At 28.6% G+C, this 16,413-nt stretch carries 13 protein-coding genes; 9 read left to right on the forward strand and 4 right to left on the reverse strand.

The window, feature by feature from the left end; translation table 11 throughout:
* Positions 1-2 precede the first annotated feature (2 nt).
* The 3 genes from uxuA to xylA form a co-directional block, all read right to left on the reverse strand.
* Entirely contained in the window at positions 3-1,190 is a 1,188-nt protein-coding gene (uxuA, locus tag IPM32_12020; GenBank protein MBK8945980.1) for a mannonate dehydratase, read from the reverse strand.
* 24 nt (positions 1,191-1,214) lie between these two features.
* Positions 1,215-2,039, reverse strand: a complete 825-nt coding sequence (locus IPM32_12025; GenBank protein ID MBK8945981.1) for an SDR family oxidoreductase — start codon at positions 2,037-2,039, stop codon at positions 1,215-1,217.
* Between the two features lie 63 nt (positions 2,040-2,102).
* The gene (xylA, locus tag IPM32_12030) at positions 2,103-3,437 is read right to left on the reverse strand and encodes a xylose isomerase (GenBank protein ID MBK8945982.1); all 1,335 of its coding nucleotides are present in this window, start codon (positions 3,435-3,437) and stop codon (positions 2,103-2,105) included.
* A 108-nt stretch (positions 3,438-3,545) separates the two neighbouring features.
* Here xylA and IPM32_12035 point away from each other — a divergent pair, with 108 nt between their 5' ends.
* From IPM32_12035 to IPM32_12075, 9 genes are all read left to right on the forward strand, one after another.
* Positions 3,546-4,235, forward strand: coding sequence for an NUDIX hydrolase (locus tag IPM32_12035; GenBank protein MBK8945983.1), 690 nt, complete (start codon positions 3,546-3,548; stop codon positions 4,233-4,235).
* A gap of 11 nt (positions 4,236-4,246) precedes the next feature.
* On the forward strand, positions 4,247-5,746 hold the full coding sequence (locus tag IPM32_12040; GenBank protein MBK8945984.1) for a carbohydrate kinase: 1,500 nt from the start codon (positions 4,247-4,249) through the stop codon (positions 5,744-5,746).
* 36 nt (positions 5,747-5,782) lie between these two features.
* Positions 5,783-6,817: a sugar kinase gene (locus IPM32_12045; protein ID MBK8945985.1), complete on the forward strand. Its 1,035-nt coding sequence runs from the start codon at positions 5,783-5,785 to the stop codon at positions 6,815-6,817.
* A gap of 174 nt (positions 6,818-6,991) precedes the next feature.
* Positions 6,992-9,433, forward strand: coding sequence for a PAS domain S-box protein (locus tag IPM32_12050; GenBank protein MBK8945986.1), 2,442 nt, complete (start codon positions 6,992-6,994; stop codon positions 9,431-9,433).
* 191 nt (positions 9,434-9,624) lie between these two features.
* Positions 9,625-10,251, forward strand: coding sequence for a response regulator transcription factor (locus IPM32_12055; protein ID MBK8945987.1), 627 nt, complete (start codon positions 9,625-9,627; stop codon positions 10,249-10,251).
* A 113-nt stretch (positions 10,252-10,364) separates the two neighbouring features.
* Positions 10,365-10,727, forward strand: coding sequence for a response regulator transcription factor (locus IPM32_12060; protein MBK8945988.1), 363 nt, complete (start codon positions 10,365-10,367; stop codon positions 10,725-10,727).
* Between the two features lie 125 nt (positions 10,728-10,852).
* The gene (locus IPM32_12065; GenBank protein MBK8945989.1) at positions 10,853-11,245 is read left to right on the forward strand and encodes a hypothetical protein; all 393 of its coding nucleotides are present in this window, start codon (positions 10,853-10,855) and stop codon (positions 11,243-11,245) included.
* Positions 11,242-13,098: a PAS domain S-box protein gene (locus IPM32_12070; GenBank protein MBK8945990.1), complete on the forward strand. Its 1,857-nt coding sequence runs from the start codon at positions 11,242-11,244 to the stop codon at positions 13,096-13,098. Before IPM32_12065 ends, IPM32_12070 begins: the two co-directional genes overlap by 4 nt.
* A 107-nt stretch (positions 13,099-13,205) precedes the next feature.
* On the forward strand, positions 13,206-14,360 hold the full coding sequence (locus IPM32_12075; GenBank protein MBK8945991.1) for a PAS domain S-box protein: 1,155 nt from the start codon (positions 13,206-13,208) through the stop codon (positions 14,358-14,360).
* 74 nt (positions 14,361-14,434) lie between these two features.
* On the opposite strand, the gene IPM32_12080 is transcribed toward IPM32_12075, so the two are convergent.
* A complete protein-coding gene (locus IPM32_12080; GenBank protein ID MBK8945992.1) occupies positions 14,435-16,306 on the reverse strand; it encodes a 5'-nucleotidase C-terminal domain-containing protein in 1,872 nt (623 codons plus the stop codon).
* Positions 16,307-16,413: the final 107 nt, after the last annotated feature.

Consider the following 16,413-nt stretch of genomic DNA (forward strand, 5'->3'; position numbering starts at 1 on the left):
AATTAAAATATTGATCGAATTATTCCTAGTTCTAAACCTCGCAATTCTGCTAAACCTCTTAATCTGCCGACTAAAGAATAACCGGGATAAATTCCCGTTCTATCTTTATCGGGAAAAAGTAAATGACCATGATCCGGTCGCATTGGCATTCTAAAATCTTTTCTGCCATTTTCAATTCTTCTTTTTTGTTCGAGTAAAAATTCTTTAACAATATTATATAAATCAATTTCACCTTCAAGGTGATATGTTTCTTGAAAATCTCCTTGCGAATTTCTTTTAACATTTCTTAAGTGAATGAAATTAACTCGATTTGAAAATTGTTTAGCCATCTCAACTAAATCATTATTCACACTTACGCCAAGTGAACCAGAACAAAAAGTTATTCCATTTGAATTAGAATTGTAAGCATTCAAGATTTGATTGATATCTTTTTCATTTCCAACTACTCTTGGTAAACCCAATAATGACCAAGGCGGATCATCGGGATGAATTGCAAGGTTAACTTTATATTCTTCTGCTATTGGAGCAATTTCAGAAATAAAATAATATAAATTTTCTCTAAGCTCTTTATCTCCAATTTCTTCATATTCACTTAAAGCAATTTTAAAATCATCAAGTGAATATGCGTCCAACGAGCCGGGCAAACCATAAAGAATTGTTGAAATTAATTTATCTATTGCTGAGTTATCAAGTTGAAGAAAATATTTTTTTGCTTCATCAATTTGAGTTTGCGAATATTCATTTTCAGCAATTTTTCGTTTTAGAATAAATAAGTCAAAAGCTCTAAATGCTACTGAATTAAATTTAGATGTTATTGAACCATCTTCATTTACAACTTTTAAATCCGTTCTTGACCAATCAAGTATTGGCATAAAGTTGTAACAGATGGTATCGATTCCACATTTTGCTATGTTTTGAATTGATATTTTATAATTCTCAATTAACGATTTATAATTATTTTTCCTTTTTTTTATATTTTCATGAACCGGAAGACTTTCAACAACCGACCATGTAAATCCTTCTAATTCAATTAGACCTTTTCTCCTTAAAATATCATCTTCTTGCCAAATATCACCTACGGGAATTTGATGCAATGCAGAAACAATTCCGGTTGCACTGGTCTGTTTAATTTCTTTAAGTGAGTACGGATCATTTGGACCAAACCATCGCCAAGTTTGTTGAAATGCCATAAAAATACTTTCTAAATATTTTGATTATACACCACTAAATATACTAAAGCCGCCATCAATAGGAATAATTGTGCCGGTAACAAATTTTGAAGCATCGCTGGCGAGATAGAGAATAGAACCTATTAATTCATCTGGTTCTCCAAATCTTTTAAATGGAGTCATATGAATAATATCATTCCCTCTTTGAGTAAGAGTTCCATCTTGTTCAGTCAATAAAGTTCTGTTTTGATCTGTTAATAGAAATCCCGGGGCAATTGCATTAACGCGAATTCCATTCCCAAATTTTTGTGCCAACTCAACAGCCATCCATTTTGTAAAATTATCTACAGAAGCTTTTGCCGCTGAATATCCTACAACCCTTGTAATAGTACGGAAGGTTGCCATTGAAGAAATATTGATTATTGATCCATTTTTTTGATTTGACATTGTTTTACCAAAAATAAGTGTTGGCAAAACTGTTCCATAGAAATTTAAATTTGTAACTTTTTGAAGTTCTTCAATCTTTAAATCAAATATAGTTTGATCAAGTCCAATAGTTGCACCGGGAATATTTCCGCCAGCAGCATTAACTAAAATATCAATAGTTCCGTATTTTTCTAAAACTTGCTGATTTACATCATCAAGACTTTTTTCTTCTAAAACGTTACATTGAATTCCGCTAACTTCACTTCCAAATATTTTAAGGTGTTCAACCTTTTTTTTAAGATTAGATTCATTAATATCAAGTAAAACAACTTTTACACCAGCTTGTAAAAATCCTTTTGCCATTTCACCGGCAAGAACACCGCCACCACCGGTTAACAATGCAACTTTATCTTGTAAATTGAATAATTTATTTAAGAATTCCATTTATTCCTTTCAAACTGCGATGAAATTCTGAAGAGAAAATCATCGCATTAAATTTTACGAAAATCAAATATTATCGTTAATAATCATTTCATACAATTCTTGTTTACCACTTGTTCTATTTGGTTCTCCGGTGGCGATAGCAATTTCACGTAAATCTTCTAATCCTAATTTGCCTTCTTCAAATTCCTTACCTTTTCCGGTATTATAGCTTGAATATCTTTCATTTAATAATTTTAAATAATCTGAATTATTTAAAACTTTATCTGCAATTAATAGTGTTCTTGCAAAAACATCCATTCCGGAAATATGAGAAATAAATAAATCTTCAAGATCAGTTGAATTTCTTCGAGTTTTTGCATCAAAATTAATTCCGCCAGTTTTGAATCCACCAGCTTGAAGAATTACCAACATTGCTTCTGTAATTTCAAATAAGTTAATTGGGAATTGATCAGTATCCCATCCGTTTTGGTAATCTCCACGATTTGCATCAATACTACCAAGTAATCCTGCATTGGCTGCAACTTGTAATTCATGTTGAAAAGTATGACTTGCTAATGTGGCATGATTAACTTCAATATTTAATTTGAAATCATTCATCAAATCAAATTCACGCAGGAAAGCAATTACTGTTGCAACATCAAAATCATACTGATGTTTCATTGGTTCCATCGGTTTTGGTTCAATTAAAAAAGTTCCGGTAAAACCATTTTTGCGTCCATATTCTTTTGCTTTATTTAAGAATATTCCCAAATGTTCAATTTCTTTTTTCATATTAGTGTTTAACAAAGACATGTAACCTTCACGTCCGCCCCAGAAAACATAATTCTCACCACCAAGTGTCACTGTTGCATCAATTGCATTTTTTACTTGTGTTGCGGCATAAGTTAAAACATTAAAATCGGGATTTGTTGAAGCTCCATTCATGTAACGTGGATTTGAAAATAAATTCGCAGTTCCCCAAAGTAATTTCACACCGGATTCTTTTTGTTTTTGTTGAGCATAATCGACAATTGTTTTTAATCTTGCTTCACTCTCAATAATTGTACTTCCTTCTTCAACTATATCAAAATCGTGAAAACAGTAAAACGGAGCACCGATTTTTGTTATAAATTCAAAAGCTGCATCCATTTTTTCTTTAGCTTTTTGAATTGGATCTGAATTTGTTAACCATGGATATTTTTTTGTATCGCTGCCAAACGGATCTGCGCCATTAGCGCCGAAAGAATGCCAATAAGCAATTGCAAAACGGAAATATTCTTTCATTGTTTTTCCTGCAACTACTTTATTTTCATCGTAATATTTGAATGCCATTGGATTCTTTGAATCTTTCCCTTCATATTGTATTTTACCAATACCTTTGAAAAATTCTTTTTCGCCAACTGATAAATTATTTCCCATTTTATACTCTCTTTTTTTATTGTGAAATTCAGATAAAATAAATATAATTAAATAGTGTAAAAAATACAATATGTATTGTGTTAAATATACACTAAGGAGAAATAAAAATTGACTGCGAGTTCTTCAGAAATTATTAAAAATTTATCTATTGATTGTGTTGTTTTTGGATTTGAAAAAAGTAAGCTTGAAGTGTTACTTATTAAAAGAAAATTAAATCCAGAAAAAGGAAATTGGGCATTACCTGGTGGATTCGTGTTAAAAACAGAAACCTTAGATCAAGCTGCGGTAAGAATTCTTGAAGAAACTAGTAATGTAAAAAATATCTATTTAGAGCAAGTTCATACATTTAGTAAAATTGATAGATTCCCCTTACGAAGAGTAATAAGTGTAGCTTATTTTGCGTTAATAAATCCGGAAAAACATTTTCTTAAGCCCGGAACAGATACCTCAGATGTGCAATGGTTTAACATAAATGAAAATATAAATTTGCCTTTTGATCACTCTGAAATTTTAACAAAATCTTTAAATCTTCTTCGACAAAAAGTAAGAAACAAACCAATTGGGTTTGAACTTCTTCCAGAAAAATTTTCACTAACTCAATTGCAAAATTTATATGAATGTATTTTAGGAGAAAGTTTAGATAAACGTAACTTTAGAAAAAGAATAATGTCACTCAAAATGCTTTCACAATTGAATGATTTTCAAAAAGGTGTTTCACATCGTGCAGCACGTTTATATAAATTCAATTCAAAAGCATACAACGAACTAAAAAACAAAGGTTTTAATTTTCAAATTTAATTGAGATAAACATGACAAAAAATTATTTACTCGGATATGATATTGGTAGTTCATCTGTTAAGGTTTCTATTATTGATAGTGAAACAGGCGAACTTGTTGGTTCAGCTTTTTCTCCGGAAACTGAAATGAAAATAAATGCGTCAGAAATTGGCTGGGCAGAGCAGCATCCAAATGAATGGTGGAAAAATTTAGTAATTGCAAATAAAAAAGCTTTGCAAAAAATAAATGCAAATAATTATGAAATAAGCGGAATTGGTATTTCGTATCAAATGCATGGATTGGTTATGGTTGATAAAACTCATACTGTAATTCATCCATCAATTATTTGGTGTGATAGTCGTGCCGTAGAAATTGGTGATAATGCATTTAATAATCTTGGTGCGGATTATTGTCTTGGTAACTGTTTAAATTCTCCAGGAAATTTTACTGCATCAAAATTAAAATGGGTTAAAGAAAACAAACCGGAAATTTATTCTAAAATTTATAAAGTTATGCTTCCCGGTGATTTTATTGCTCATAAATTATCCGGTGAAATTAATACTACAATTTCCGGATTAAGCGAAGGAATTTTTTGGGATTTTAAAAACAACAATTTAGCCGATCAACTATTTGAATATTACGGAATTGAAAAAAATATGATTCCGGATATTGTGCCAACATTTTCCGTACAAGGGAAATTGAAAAAGGAAGCTGCAGAAGAATTGGGGATAAAATCCGGAATTCCAATTTCATATAGAGCAGGTGATCAACCTAATAATGCATTTTCGCTTAATGTTTTAAATCCCGGCGAAATTGCTGCAACAGCCGGAACTTCCGGAGTGGTTTATGGAATTGTTGAAGATAATTCATACGATAAATTTTCAAGAGTTAATAGTTTTGCTCATGTAAATTACTCAAATGAAAAACCAATAAAAGGTGTTTTGCTTTGCATTAACGGAACGGGAATAATGTATAGCTGGCTTAGAAATGAAGCAATGCACTCAAGTGAATCCTACGAAAGTTTAAATCAATTAGCATCAGAAATTAATGTTGGTTCAGATGGTGTTTTAGTTCTTCCTTTTGGAAATGGAGCAGAACGTGTTTTGAGAAATCAAAATATTGGCGCAAATATTTTCGGAATTAATTTTAATAATCATTCGCGAAATCATATAATTAGAGCGGCACAAGAAGGTATTGCATTTACTTTCAGATATGGCATTGATATTATGAAAGAAATGGGAATTGCTGTAAATACAATGCGTGCCGGAAAAGCTAATATGTTTTTAAGTGATATTTTTTCTGAAGCTGTCTCTAATTCAACAAATTCTGTTGTGGAATTATATAATACTGATGGCGCACAGGGTGCTGCTCGTGGTGCTGGCGTTGGTTCTGGAATTTATAATTCATTTGATGAAGCATTTATTGGATTTAAGAAATTAAAAATTGTAGAACCAAATCAAGAATTAGTAAAAAAATATGATGAAGTTTACAACAAGTGGAAAAATAAATTAAATCAATTTTTAGTTGTGTAAATTTATTGTTGAGTAAATTTTGTTTTGGAGAAATTAATGAGCAACAAAGTTGTAACATTTGGTGAAATTATGTTGAGATTATCAACCGAAGGATTTTCACGATTTGTACAATCACAAAAATTTGATGTTACGTTTGGCGGAGGCGAAGCTAATGTAGCTGTTGCTCTTTCCAATTACGGATTGGAAAGTTCTTTTGTAACAAAATTACCTAAGCACGAAATTGGGCAATCTGCTGTTAATCATTTAAGAAGATTTGGTGTAAATACAAATTACATTTCAAGAGGCGGTGATAGAATAGGGATTTATTTTTTGGAAACCGGTGCGAGCCAAAGAGCTTCCAAAGTAATTTATGATAGGTCAAATTCTGCAATTGCTAATGTTGAACAAAAAGATTTTAATTGGGATGAAATTTTTGAAAACTGCAATTGGTTTCATTGGACGGGAATTACTCCAGCTATTGGGAAGAAAACACAAATTGTTTTAGAAGATGCACTCAAAATTGCAAAATCAAAAAATATTAAAATTAGTTGTGATTTAAATTTTAGAAAAAAAATGTGGACTTCCGAAGAAGCCCAAAAAGTTATGATTCCATTAATGGAATATGTAGATGTTTGCATTGCCAATGAAGAAGATGCTGAAAAAAGTTTAGGCGAAAAACTTGGCAAAACTGAAATTGAAAAAGCCTCAATTGATGAAGAAGGATATATCAAAACTGCTGAATTACTTAAGAATAAATATAATTTTGATGCTGTTGCAATTACGTTACGAGAAAGTTATTCTGCATCAAAGAATGGTTGGAGTGCAATTTTATTTGATGATAAAGATTGCGTGAAACCATATCGATCAAAAAAATATGATATTGAAATTGTTGATAGAGTTGGCGGTGGCGATTCTTTTGCAAGCGGATTAATTTACGGTTTATTAAAATATAAAAATTCAAAAGAAGCATTAGAGTTTGCTGTTGGAGCTTCATGTTTGAAACATTCAATTCCAGGAGATTTTAATTTAGTTAGTGTTGATGAAGTTGAAAAATTAATAAAGGGAGACGGCTCCGGAAGAGTTGAGAGATAATATCTTTTAATTTTATAACTTTTGAATAAATTAGAATTTAGAGTAATTATCATATCAATCACAATGTTTTTAATTTTGCAGAAGATTAAATTTTAATATACAGATTTGAAAATTATGATTTGAGATTAAATTTTAATAAATTGGCAAAGAACCAATAAAATTCAAGTTAAGAAATTGGATAAAATAAAAGTCTTATCTAAAAAATTTTTTAATTTACTTCAACGACCACATTATAAAATCGCTTTAATTTATTTAATTATTTCTTTTCTTTGGATTATCTTCTCAGATAAAATTGCTTACGAAGCTTTTTCATCTCTTGAATCATTCAAATATATTCAGTCAGTTAAAGGTTTGTTTTTTATCATCGCAACTTCATTGCTAATTTTTCTTTTAATAAGAAATGATTACAGAACAATTAAAGAAAAAAATAATCAACTAAATGATAGTAAAATAAAAATGCAACTTGCATTTGATTCATCAAATATTGGCACTTACGAATTTGACATTGAAAATGATTTGGTTTACTTTGATGAAAAATCGCAAGAAATTTTTGGAGTTAAAAAAAGTCAATTAAAATCTCATGAAATATTAAATCAAATTCATCCAAATGATTTGCAAATGGCAACAGAATCTTTAGAAAAAGCTATTCGTAATGAAAATGAAATAAAATCAATTGCCACTTTTAGAATAATGAGAAATAATGAAATCCGCTGGATTGATTCAACTATTATAATGTATACTAATGAAGACAAGAAATCTTTAAAAAATAAGTGGGGAATTGGAACCTTTTTAGATATTACCGATAAAAAAAAATCAACCGAACAACTTACAATTTTGCAATATGCTATTGAAAATGCAAATATTGGAATATTTAAAATTGATGAAGAAGGAAATATAAATTATACAAATCAATTTGCATGCGATTATTTGGGATATACCAAAGAAGAAATTTCTAATTTAAATATTTCTGATATTGATAGAACAATGATTCCGGAAAGATTTAAAAAACATAGAAAATTTGTTAAAGAAAATATTTATAATACTATTGAAACAACTCACACAAAAAAAGACGGAACCTCATTTCCGGTAGAAGTTACAGTAAATTATTTTTCTTACGAAAACCAATTACTGGCAATTTCTTTTTCTAAGGATATTACAGAGCGAAAACAATCAGCAGAAAAAATATTACGAGAAAAAAATATATTAAGATTGTTTATTCAATACGCACCAGCAGCAATTGCAATGTTTGATAATGAAATGAAATACGTTTCTGTTAGTAAAAGATATTGTTTGGATTATAATATTTCCGATGAAAATATTATTGGAAAAAGTCATTATGAAATTTTTCCGGAAATCGGAGATAATTGGAAACAAATTCACAAACAATGTTTAGCTGGAAAAACCGAAAAATGTGACGAAGACCAATTCCTAAGAATGGATGGAAATATTGATTGGGTTCGTTGGGAAATTCGTCCTTGGTACGAAAATAAAGATCAAATTGGCGGAATAATTTTATTTTCGGAATTAATTACAAATCAGAAAAATGCCGAAGAAAAAATTAGATTAAGTGAGGAAAGATTAAAGGTTGCACTGCAAGGAGCAGATTTGGGAACATACGATTGGAACGTTGAAACTAATGAAGTTATTTACGATGAAAGATGGGCAGAAATGTTAGGATTAAATGTTAATGAAATTTCAAAATCTTTTGATACTTGGGTGAATTTGGTTAATCAAGAAGATTATTTATATGTTCAAAAAAAACTTGAAGATCATATGAATGGATTAACTGAATTTTATGAAGCAGAATATAGAATTAAACATAAAAACGGAAATTGGATTTGGATTTTAGATAAAGGAAAAGTTGTTGAAAAAAATGTAAATGGCAAACCCCAAAGAGTTGCGGGAACACATATGGATATTTCTGCAAGAAAAGAAGCAGAAATCGAACTCAATAAAACTAAAGATCAACTAAGAGCACTTTTTGCAAATATTGATAATGTTAGAGAAGATGAACGAAAAAATTTAGCTCGTGAACTGCATGATGAACTTGGGCAAGTTTTAACATCGTTAAATATGAATTTGAGTTTGCTTAAAAATAATATTGAAAATAATTTATTTGATAATAATCAGTTGATTTCTGAATTAACTGAAATGAGCGAGATTATTGATGAATCAAAAATAAATATGAAAAAATTAATTCGTTCATTAAGACCGGAATATTTAGATAATTTGGGTTTGATTCCAGCTATAAATCATCTTATAGAAGAATTTAATAAGAATAAAAGTGTTTGCATAAACCTAAATTGTAATTTTGATGAAATAAATTTTGATCCCAAAAAAGAAAATATATTATATCGCGTTGTTCAAGAAACTTTGACTAATATTATTAAACATGCCAAAGCTTCAAAGGTAGAAGTCAATTTATTCATTGATGATAGCAAATTGTTTGTAAATATTAGTGATGACGGAATTGGAATAAATTCGACAGATTACTATAAAGAAAATTCTTTTGGAATAATCGGAATGAGAGAAAGATTATCTCAAATAGGAAGTGATTTAGAAATTGTAAGCGAGCAAAAAAAAGGTACAAAAATCAGTTTTGAAATTTCTATGTAAATTTTTTGTAGACTTTTACTTCAAATATTTGTTTATATGTATCGTTAACATTTGAAAATTTTACATGATGTTCCAATAATCAATTATTTTGAGAATTTTTCAACAATTACGCTCTTAGGATTCTTGGATTCTTAATACAAAAAAAATGAAGTGATAAAAGATACTTGAATCTTTTTAATATGGAGTTTAAAATGATTAAAGTAATTATAGCAGATGATCACAAACTAATTAGAGCTGGATTAAGAAAATTATTTGAACATGAAATTGATATTGAAATTGCTGCAGAAACAGAAGACCCAAATAAAATAATAGATTTAGTTAAAAATATTTCAGCTGATATTTTATTGTTGGATTTGCAATTTCCGGGAAAGAGCGGATTAGATATTTTAAAGGATGTAAAAATTGTAAATCCAAAATTACACGTTTTAATTTTAAGTATGCATCCGGAAGAACGATATGCAATTAGAGCGCTAAAATCCGGAGCAAGCGGATATATATCAAAAGATTCGGATCCCGATCAAATTTTAGAAGCAATAAGAAAAATTTATTCCGGTAGAAAATTTATAAGTCCGGAACTTTCCGAACAATTACTTTTTAGTATGGATTCAAACAAACCGCTTCACGAATATTTATCCGATAGAGAATTTCAAATTTTACATTTAATTGCAAAAGGAAAAACGCAAACAAATATTGCAGAAGAACTTTCTTTAAGTGTTAGCACTGTAAATACATATCGTGCAAGAATTTTAGATAAATTAAATTTGAAAACTACTTCGGATTTAATTCATTATGCAATTGAAAATAGATTAGTTGATTAGTAAATCTTCTAAAAATTAAATGTAGTAATTTTACTACATAAAAATCATTCGTTATACTATATTTTTTAAGATATGCAAATCTTAATTTCGTTAAAATTCAAATTCGGAAAATTATGACAATTCTTATTGTGGATGATTCAACAAATATTAGAAAGGCGTTGGTAAAATCATTAAATTCTTTAGTTCCGCAAGTTAAGAAAATTATTCAAAAAGAAGACATAGATGATGCAATAGCAACAATTGAAAAGGAAAAACCGGATATTATGATTTTGGATTTAATGCTAAAATCCGGAACTGGTTTAGATCTTTTAAAAGCCATAAAGTTAAAAGAAAACAGACCCATGACGATTTTATATTCAAATTTTTTAGATAGCCAGTATAAATCTTCAGCAAAAAAACTTGGTGTTGAAGAATATTTTGATAAATCAGATGATATTTTCAAGTTGGTTGATATTATAAAAAAATATATTAAATAATAATTTGTAGGATAATTGCTACAGATCACATCTTAGAATTTCTACAAAACATTCGCATTTTAAGCTATACCTAATCTTTCTCTAATGACTTACTTTAGTTAGCGTGAATCAACAAATCTAAAATTATGAATAGTGAAATTGTAATAGTTCAAGAAAAATTAGCTTTGGTAATGCAGACTGTTCAAAAAATTATTAAAGCATTATTTCATTCAACGCCAATACTAATGGATTTCCAAAATATTAATTATGATGAAACCAACACTTTTACAAAAATTATAATATTAGATCAAACAATTTTTGATAAGAATTTTAATTTAATAATCGGAAAACTTAAACTGAACTTTCCTAATGCATCATTTATAATTGCTACTTTGGATAATAGTCAGTTTTTGGAAAACTTGATTTCTCAAATAGAATCGGTTGAATTATTAAATCTGTGGAATACAAATAATTCGATTACAAAACAAATTATTTCGTGTATTGGAAACAAAGTAAATTTTGGAACAGCCACTTTATGAAAAATTTAAATATTCTTATTGTAGATGATAGTTTTGAAAAAAAGAAAATAATTATAGATACAATAAATTCAATTAATCATTATTCGTATAAAATTTCTGAAACATCAACACTTCAAAATCTTCATAAATTAATTTCCAGTTATAACATTGATGTAATTTTGTTAAATTCTAAAATTGCTGGTTGGAATGGAATAAGCTCTTATAATAATCTCGAAAAAGAATTTCCGCATATTGGTAAAATTATAATTATTGATCATGAGGATGATCCAATACTTGACGTTCTTTTAAAAAATTCCTCCAGCAATTATTTGATCATTGATAAGTTTAACAAAGATGAATTCTTCAAAACAATACATTCTGTTGAGAAATGGAAAAATAAGTTGCAAGAAATAAGTAATACAAAAAGTTTTTTTCAAGCTACCATTGATTCTTTAAATGAGTTAATTGCAATTATTGACGAAAGCGGGAAAATTATTTATACAAATAAATCGTGGCAAATTTTTTCTTCATCATTTAGTGAACCAAATAAATTTGGTATCGGAGAAATTTATTTCGATATTTTAAATAAAATTTCCGTTGATGATTTTTCTTTAAGTATTACAAGTACTGCAATCAAAGACATTTTAAATGAAGAAAAAATTAATTTCAATATTGAATTACCAGTTAAAATAAATGAAAGAGAATTATGGTATTCACTTAATTTAACTTCATTTAATGAAAATGGTGAGAAAAGAATTGTTGCTGCACATCAAAATATTACACATTTAAAGGAAGCTGAAAAAGCCAAAGAAATAAGTGAAAAAGTTTTTAAACATTCAATAGACTTTTTATTTATCAGTGGTTTAGATGGATATCTTAAAGAAATTAATTCTACTTGGACCAAATCCTTAGGATGGAAAAATAAAGAACTGCTATCAAAACCTTGGGTTGAATTCATTCACCAAGATGATATTAATATTACGAAAAGTATAATTGGCGGAAGAATAAACGAAACTGAATGCATTCAGTTTACAAACCGCATAATGTGTAAAGATAATAGTTTTAGATGGCTTACTTGGAATTTATATTCTTACCCTCAAGATAATATAATTTTTGGTGTTGCAAGAGATATTACGGATAATAAAAGAATTGAATTGGAATTATTGAGAAGTCAAAAAAATGCAGAAAAATCTGATAGACTTAAATCAGAGTTTTTAACCCAAATTTCTCATGAAATTAGAACTCCACTAAATTCATTATTAGGTTTTGCATCGTTAATAAAATTAGATCTTGGTGATAATATAACAGAAGATTTAACAGAAGCTTTTCAACATATGGATTTAGCCGGAAAAAGAATTTTTAGAACAATTGAATTATTAATAAAAATATCTGAACTTCATACTGATAATTATGAGCCGGAATTTTGCAGAGTAAATATTTTAGAACTTTTAGAACATCTTGTTGAGGAATACAAACCAATTGCCGAACAAAAAAATCTAATTTTAAAATTAATTAACTCAACAGAAAGTGCAGAATTAATTTTAGATAAAAAATCTATTGTTGATGTTTTTTCAAATCTAATTGATAATGCAATTAAATTTACCAGAAAAGGTTCTGTTACAATTCAGTTAAAACAAACATTATTTAATGAAATATCAGTTTCTGTTATCGATACTGGGATTGGAATTTCTGAAAAATTTATTGGATATATGTTTCATCCTTTTTCACAAGAAACAACCGGTTATACAAGAAAGTTTGATGGAAATGGTTTAGGTTTGGCATTAGTAAAACAATATTGCGATTTAAATAAAGCTGAAATATTTGCAAGCAGTGAAAAAGGTGTTGGGTCAAACTTTACAATTATTTTTCAGTAAAGTATTTTCAGAACAATCCATTATCGGATTGTTCTAGAGTGAGGGGCAGTTGGGGGAATTGCTTCCTCACTTTTTAATTTAAAGATTTTTTAAATAAAGATTAAGTTATGCAAGATAAATTTACCGAATCAATAAATTCGGAAATAAAAACTGTTGATCAATCATTAAGTTTATTAAAAACCGCTTTAGACTCTGCTGCAAACGGAGTTGTAATAACAGACATTTCCGGAAAAATAATTTACATAAATAATTCATACCAAAATTTAACCGGTTATAAAAACGAAGAAATTATAAATAAAAATCCCAAAATTTTAAAATCCGGCGAACATAATAGAATGTTTTACAAAGAACTTTGGGATACAATTCTAGCTGGAAAAATTTGGTCCGGAGTTTTAACAAATAGAAAAAAAAATGGAAATATTTATGTTGAGGAAATGACAATAACTCCGGTAAAAAACAATCTTGGTGAAATAGTTAACTTTATAGCAATTAAGCAAGATATTACAGCAAGAAAAAAAATGGAAGAAGAGCTTAAGCACAATGATTATAAATATAAAATGATGATTAAAAATTCGACCTTGGGAATTATGAGAATTGATCAAAGCGGAAAAATCATTATGGCAAATCCGGCATTGTGCAGAATGCTAAAATACAATTCACAAGCAGAATTAATTGCTCAAGAAATCAGCAGAATATATTTTTCACTTAACAGCAGAAATAAATTTCTGCAAATACTTTTTAGAGAAGGTAAAATTTCAAATTATGAAGAAGTATTTATCCAAAGAGATGGAAATTTATTGGAAGTTAAAAAAACTTCATGGCAAGTTAAAGACAAAGAAAATAAAGTTTTATACTACGAAATTATAATTGAAGATATTACAAAACAAAAACAAATTTATAAAAAACTTAACGAATCTGAATTTAAATATAAAATTCTAATTGATAAATTATATGAAGCAGTATACTTACTTATTGGTAATAAATTAGAAATTGCAAATGCGAAATTCATGGAAATGTTAGAAATTACAGAAGAAGAAATTTATAAATCAGATTTTGATTTGATGAATTTTGTTTCTGATGAAAGCAAAGAAATGTTGATAGAGCGTGGATTAAAAATTCTAAATGGTGAAGATGTTGCAAAAAAATATTTTATGACAATCAAAAGTAAAACCGGATTGAAAAAAAATGTTGAAGTTTCTACAAGTTACTTAACGTTTAATGATAAAATTGCAACACAAGGTGTTATAAGAGAATTAAATTAAAATTAAATTTTCCTTAGATGATGATAAATACTGGTGAAGTTGGAATTCAACTTCACCAGTTATTAAGTTAAAAATTATTTGAGTAACATTGCCTTTTTTATTGAAATGAAATTTCCCGCAGTAAGTTTATAAAAATAAACCCCACTTGCTAAAAATGTTGCATCCCATTCAAATTCATAATTCCCGCTTTGTAAATTTTGCGAAACTAAAGTTGAAATTTCTTCACCTAAAGAATTATAAATTTTTAATTCTGTAAAACTATTTTTGGGAATGCTGAAACCTATATTTGTTTTAGGATTAAATGGATTTGGATAGTTCTGGTTTAGTTTAAATTCATCAGGCAATTTGGATTTTTTTTCTTCTTTTAAATCTGTGATTCTACCATCAGTTATTGGAGATATAATGCCTTTGGATCCAATATATTCTGAAACAACTTGAAATTCAGTTAAATCATCATACAAATAAATATCTGTAACTGTTAATCCTAAAAATAATTGAAGAAATCCTAACACAAATTCATTTGAAGTAACTGAATATACCTTTTCCAACTCTATTGGTTCTCCATTTACTAAAGCATATGTTACTCTCTCATAAGGGTTATTATTAAGATTACAGCCATAGTTCATTCCGGAAACTTGAATTAAAAATTCATCATTTTTTTCAATGCTCGATAATCCAAATTCCAAACCAGTAATAATATCAAGTCCAGTCATTTTAAATGTTACAATTCTATAACCTAATCCATTAACAGTATTAAATCCATAACCGATTGATCTAAAAACATCTGCTGGCACAATTGGTCCTGCATTTAGAATTTGAGCAGTAGATCCACCCGGTTCAATAGCTATGTCGGTTCCAGTTTTTTCTCTGAAAGCATCAGTAACTAAATTCCCAATAGGGGTATCAATAAATCCATTTAACAATGGATTTGCAACTTCTTCAAAATCATTTTCTGCATAACCAATTTGTTGAGAAAAAACTGTTCCATATGTTGCTTCAACTTGATCTGTTAAATCTGCAATAATTGATGTTATTGATTCTTCTTCTGGTATGCTTTCATCAAGTGGAATCAATTCATAATTTAACAGAGAAATGTTTTCATTCGAAATTTCCAATTGCATTTTACCTATTGTGGAATAAAAACCATCAGCTTGAACAATATAGGTAGTTTTACCAGATTCTTGTCTTATTGAAATAGGTTCTTCAAATTTGTAGTGATCGTGACCACCAACTATGATATCAATATAGGGAACATATGAAGCAAGAATTTGATCTAATTCAAATCCTAAATGTGATAAGCAGATTATTACGTTGCATTGATTTGCGATCAGCGAATCAATCATTGAAACAGCTATCGTAACAATATTAGTATCAAAAATTACAGGAGCAGGGAAAGAAAGTAAATTTGTTTCAGGAGTTGTTAATCCAAATATCCCAACTTTAACATTTCCATATTCTTTAATTGTGAAAGGTTTTATATAGCTTTTTAATGTTTGAAGTGTGTCTTCAATTAAAACAAAATTTGCAGAAAGCAATGGAAAACCTTCTTCAGGTAAAAACGAATTTTGTAGTGCTGATTCTAAAGTTGATGGTTGTAAATCAAATTCATGATTTCCTATAGTCATTGCATCAAATCCTAAAGAATTCATTATCTGAAATTCAGCTGCACCATAAAATACATTGAAAAAAATATCTCCAATAAAAACGTCACCAGCATGAAGAGTTAAAACATTTGGTTCTGTTAATTTGTTGTAACCAATAATTGAAGCTGCACGGGCAATTCCTCCGGTTTTTCCTTTTAGAGTTTCATCACGCGGGCCCAATGGAGTAAGGCATGAATGAGTATCATTTACATGTAGAATTGTTAAAGTATCAGATTGTGAAAATAATTTGTTAGAAGTAATAAAAATAATTGTTGTGATTAAAAGCAAATGTAAGTTTTTCATATATCCTCCGTTTTGTACATATGTAAATTAACTTTAGCTTGGAGGGTAGTTGTCATAAAATTGTCAAAATGTTGTAAAATAGATTTAAGATTTACGGAATTGATAGA

The sequence above is a fragment of the Ignavibacteriota bacterium genome (genome assembly GCA_016716225.1).
Taxonomy (GTDB): Bacteria; Bacteroidota; Ignavibacteria; order Ignavibacteriales; family Melioribacteraceae.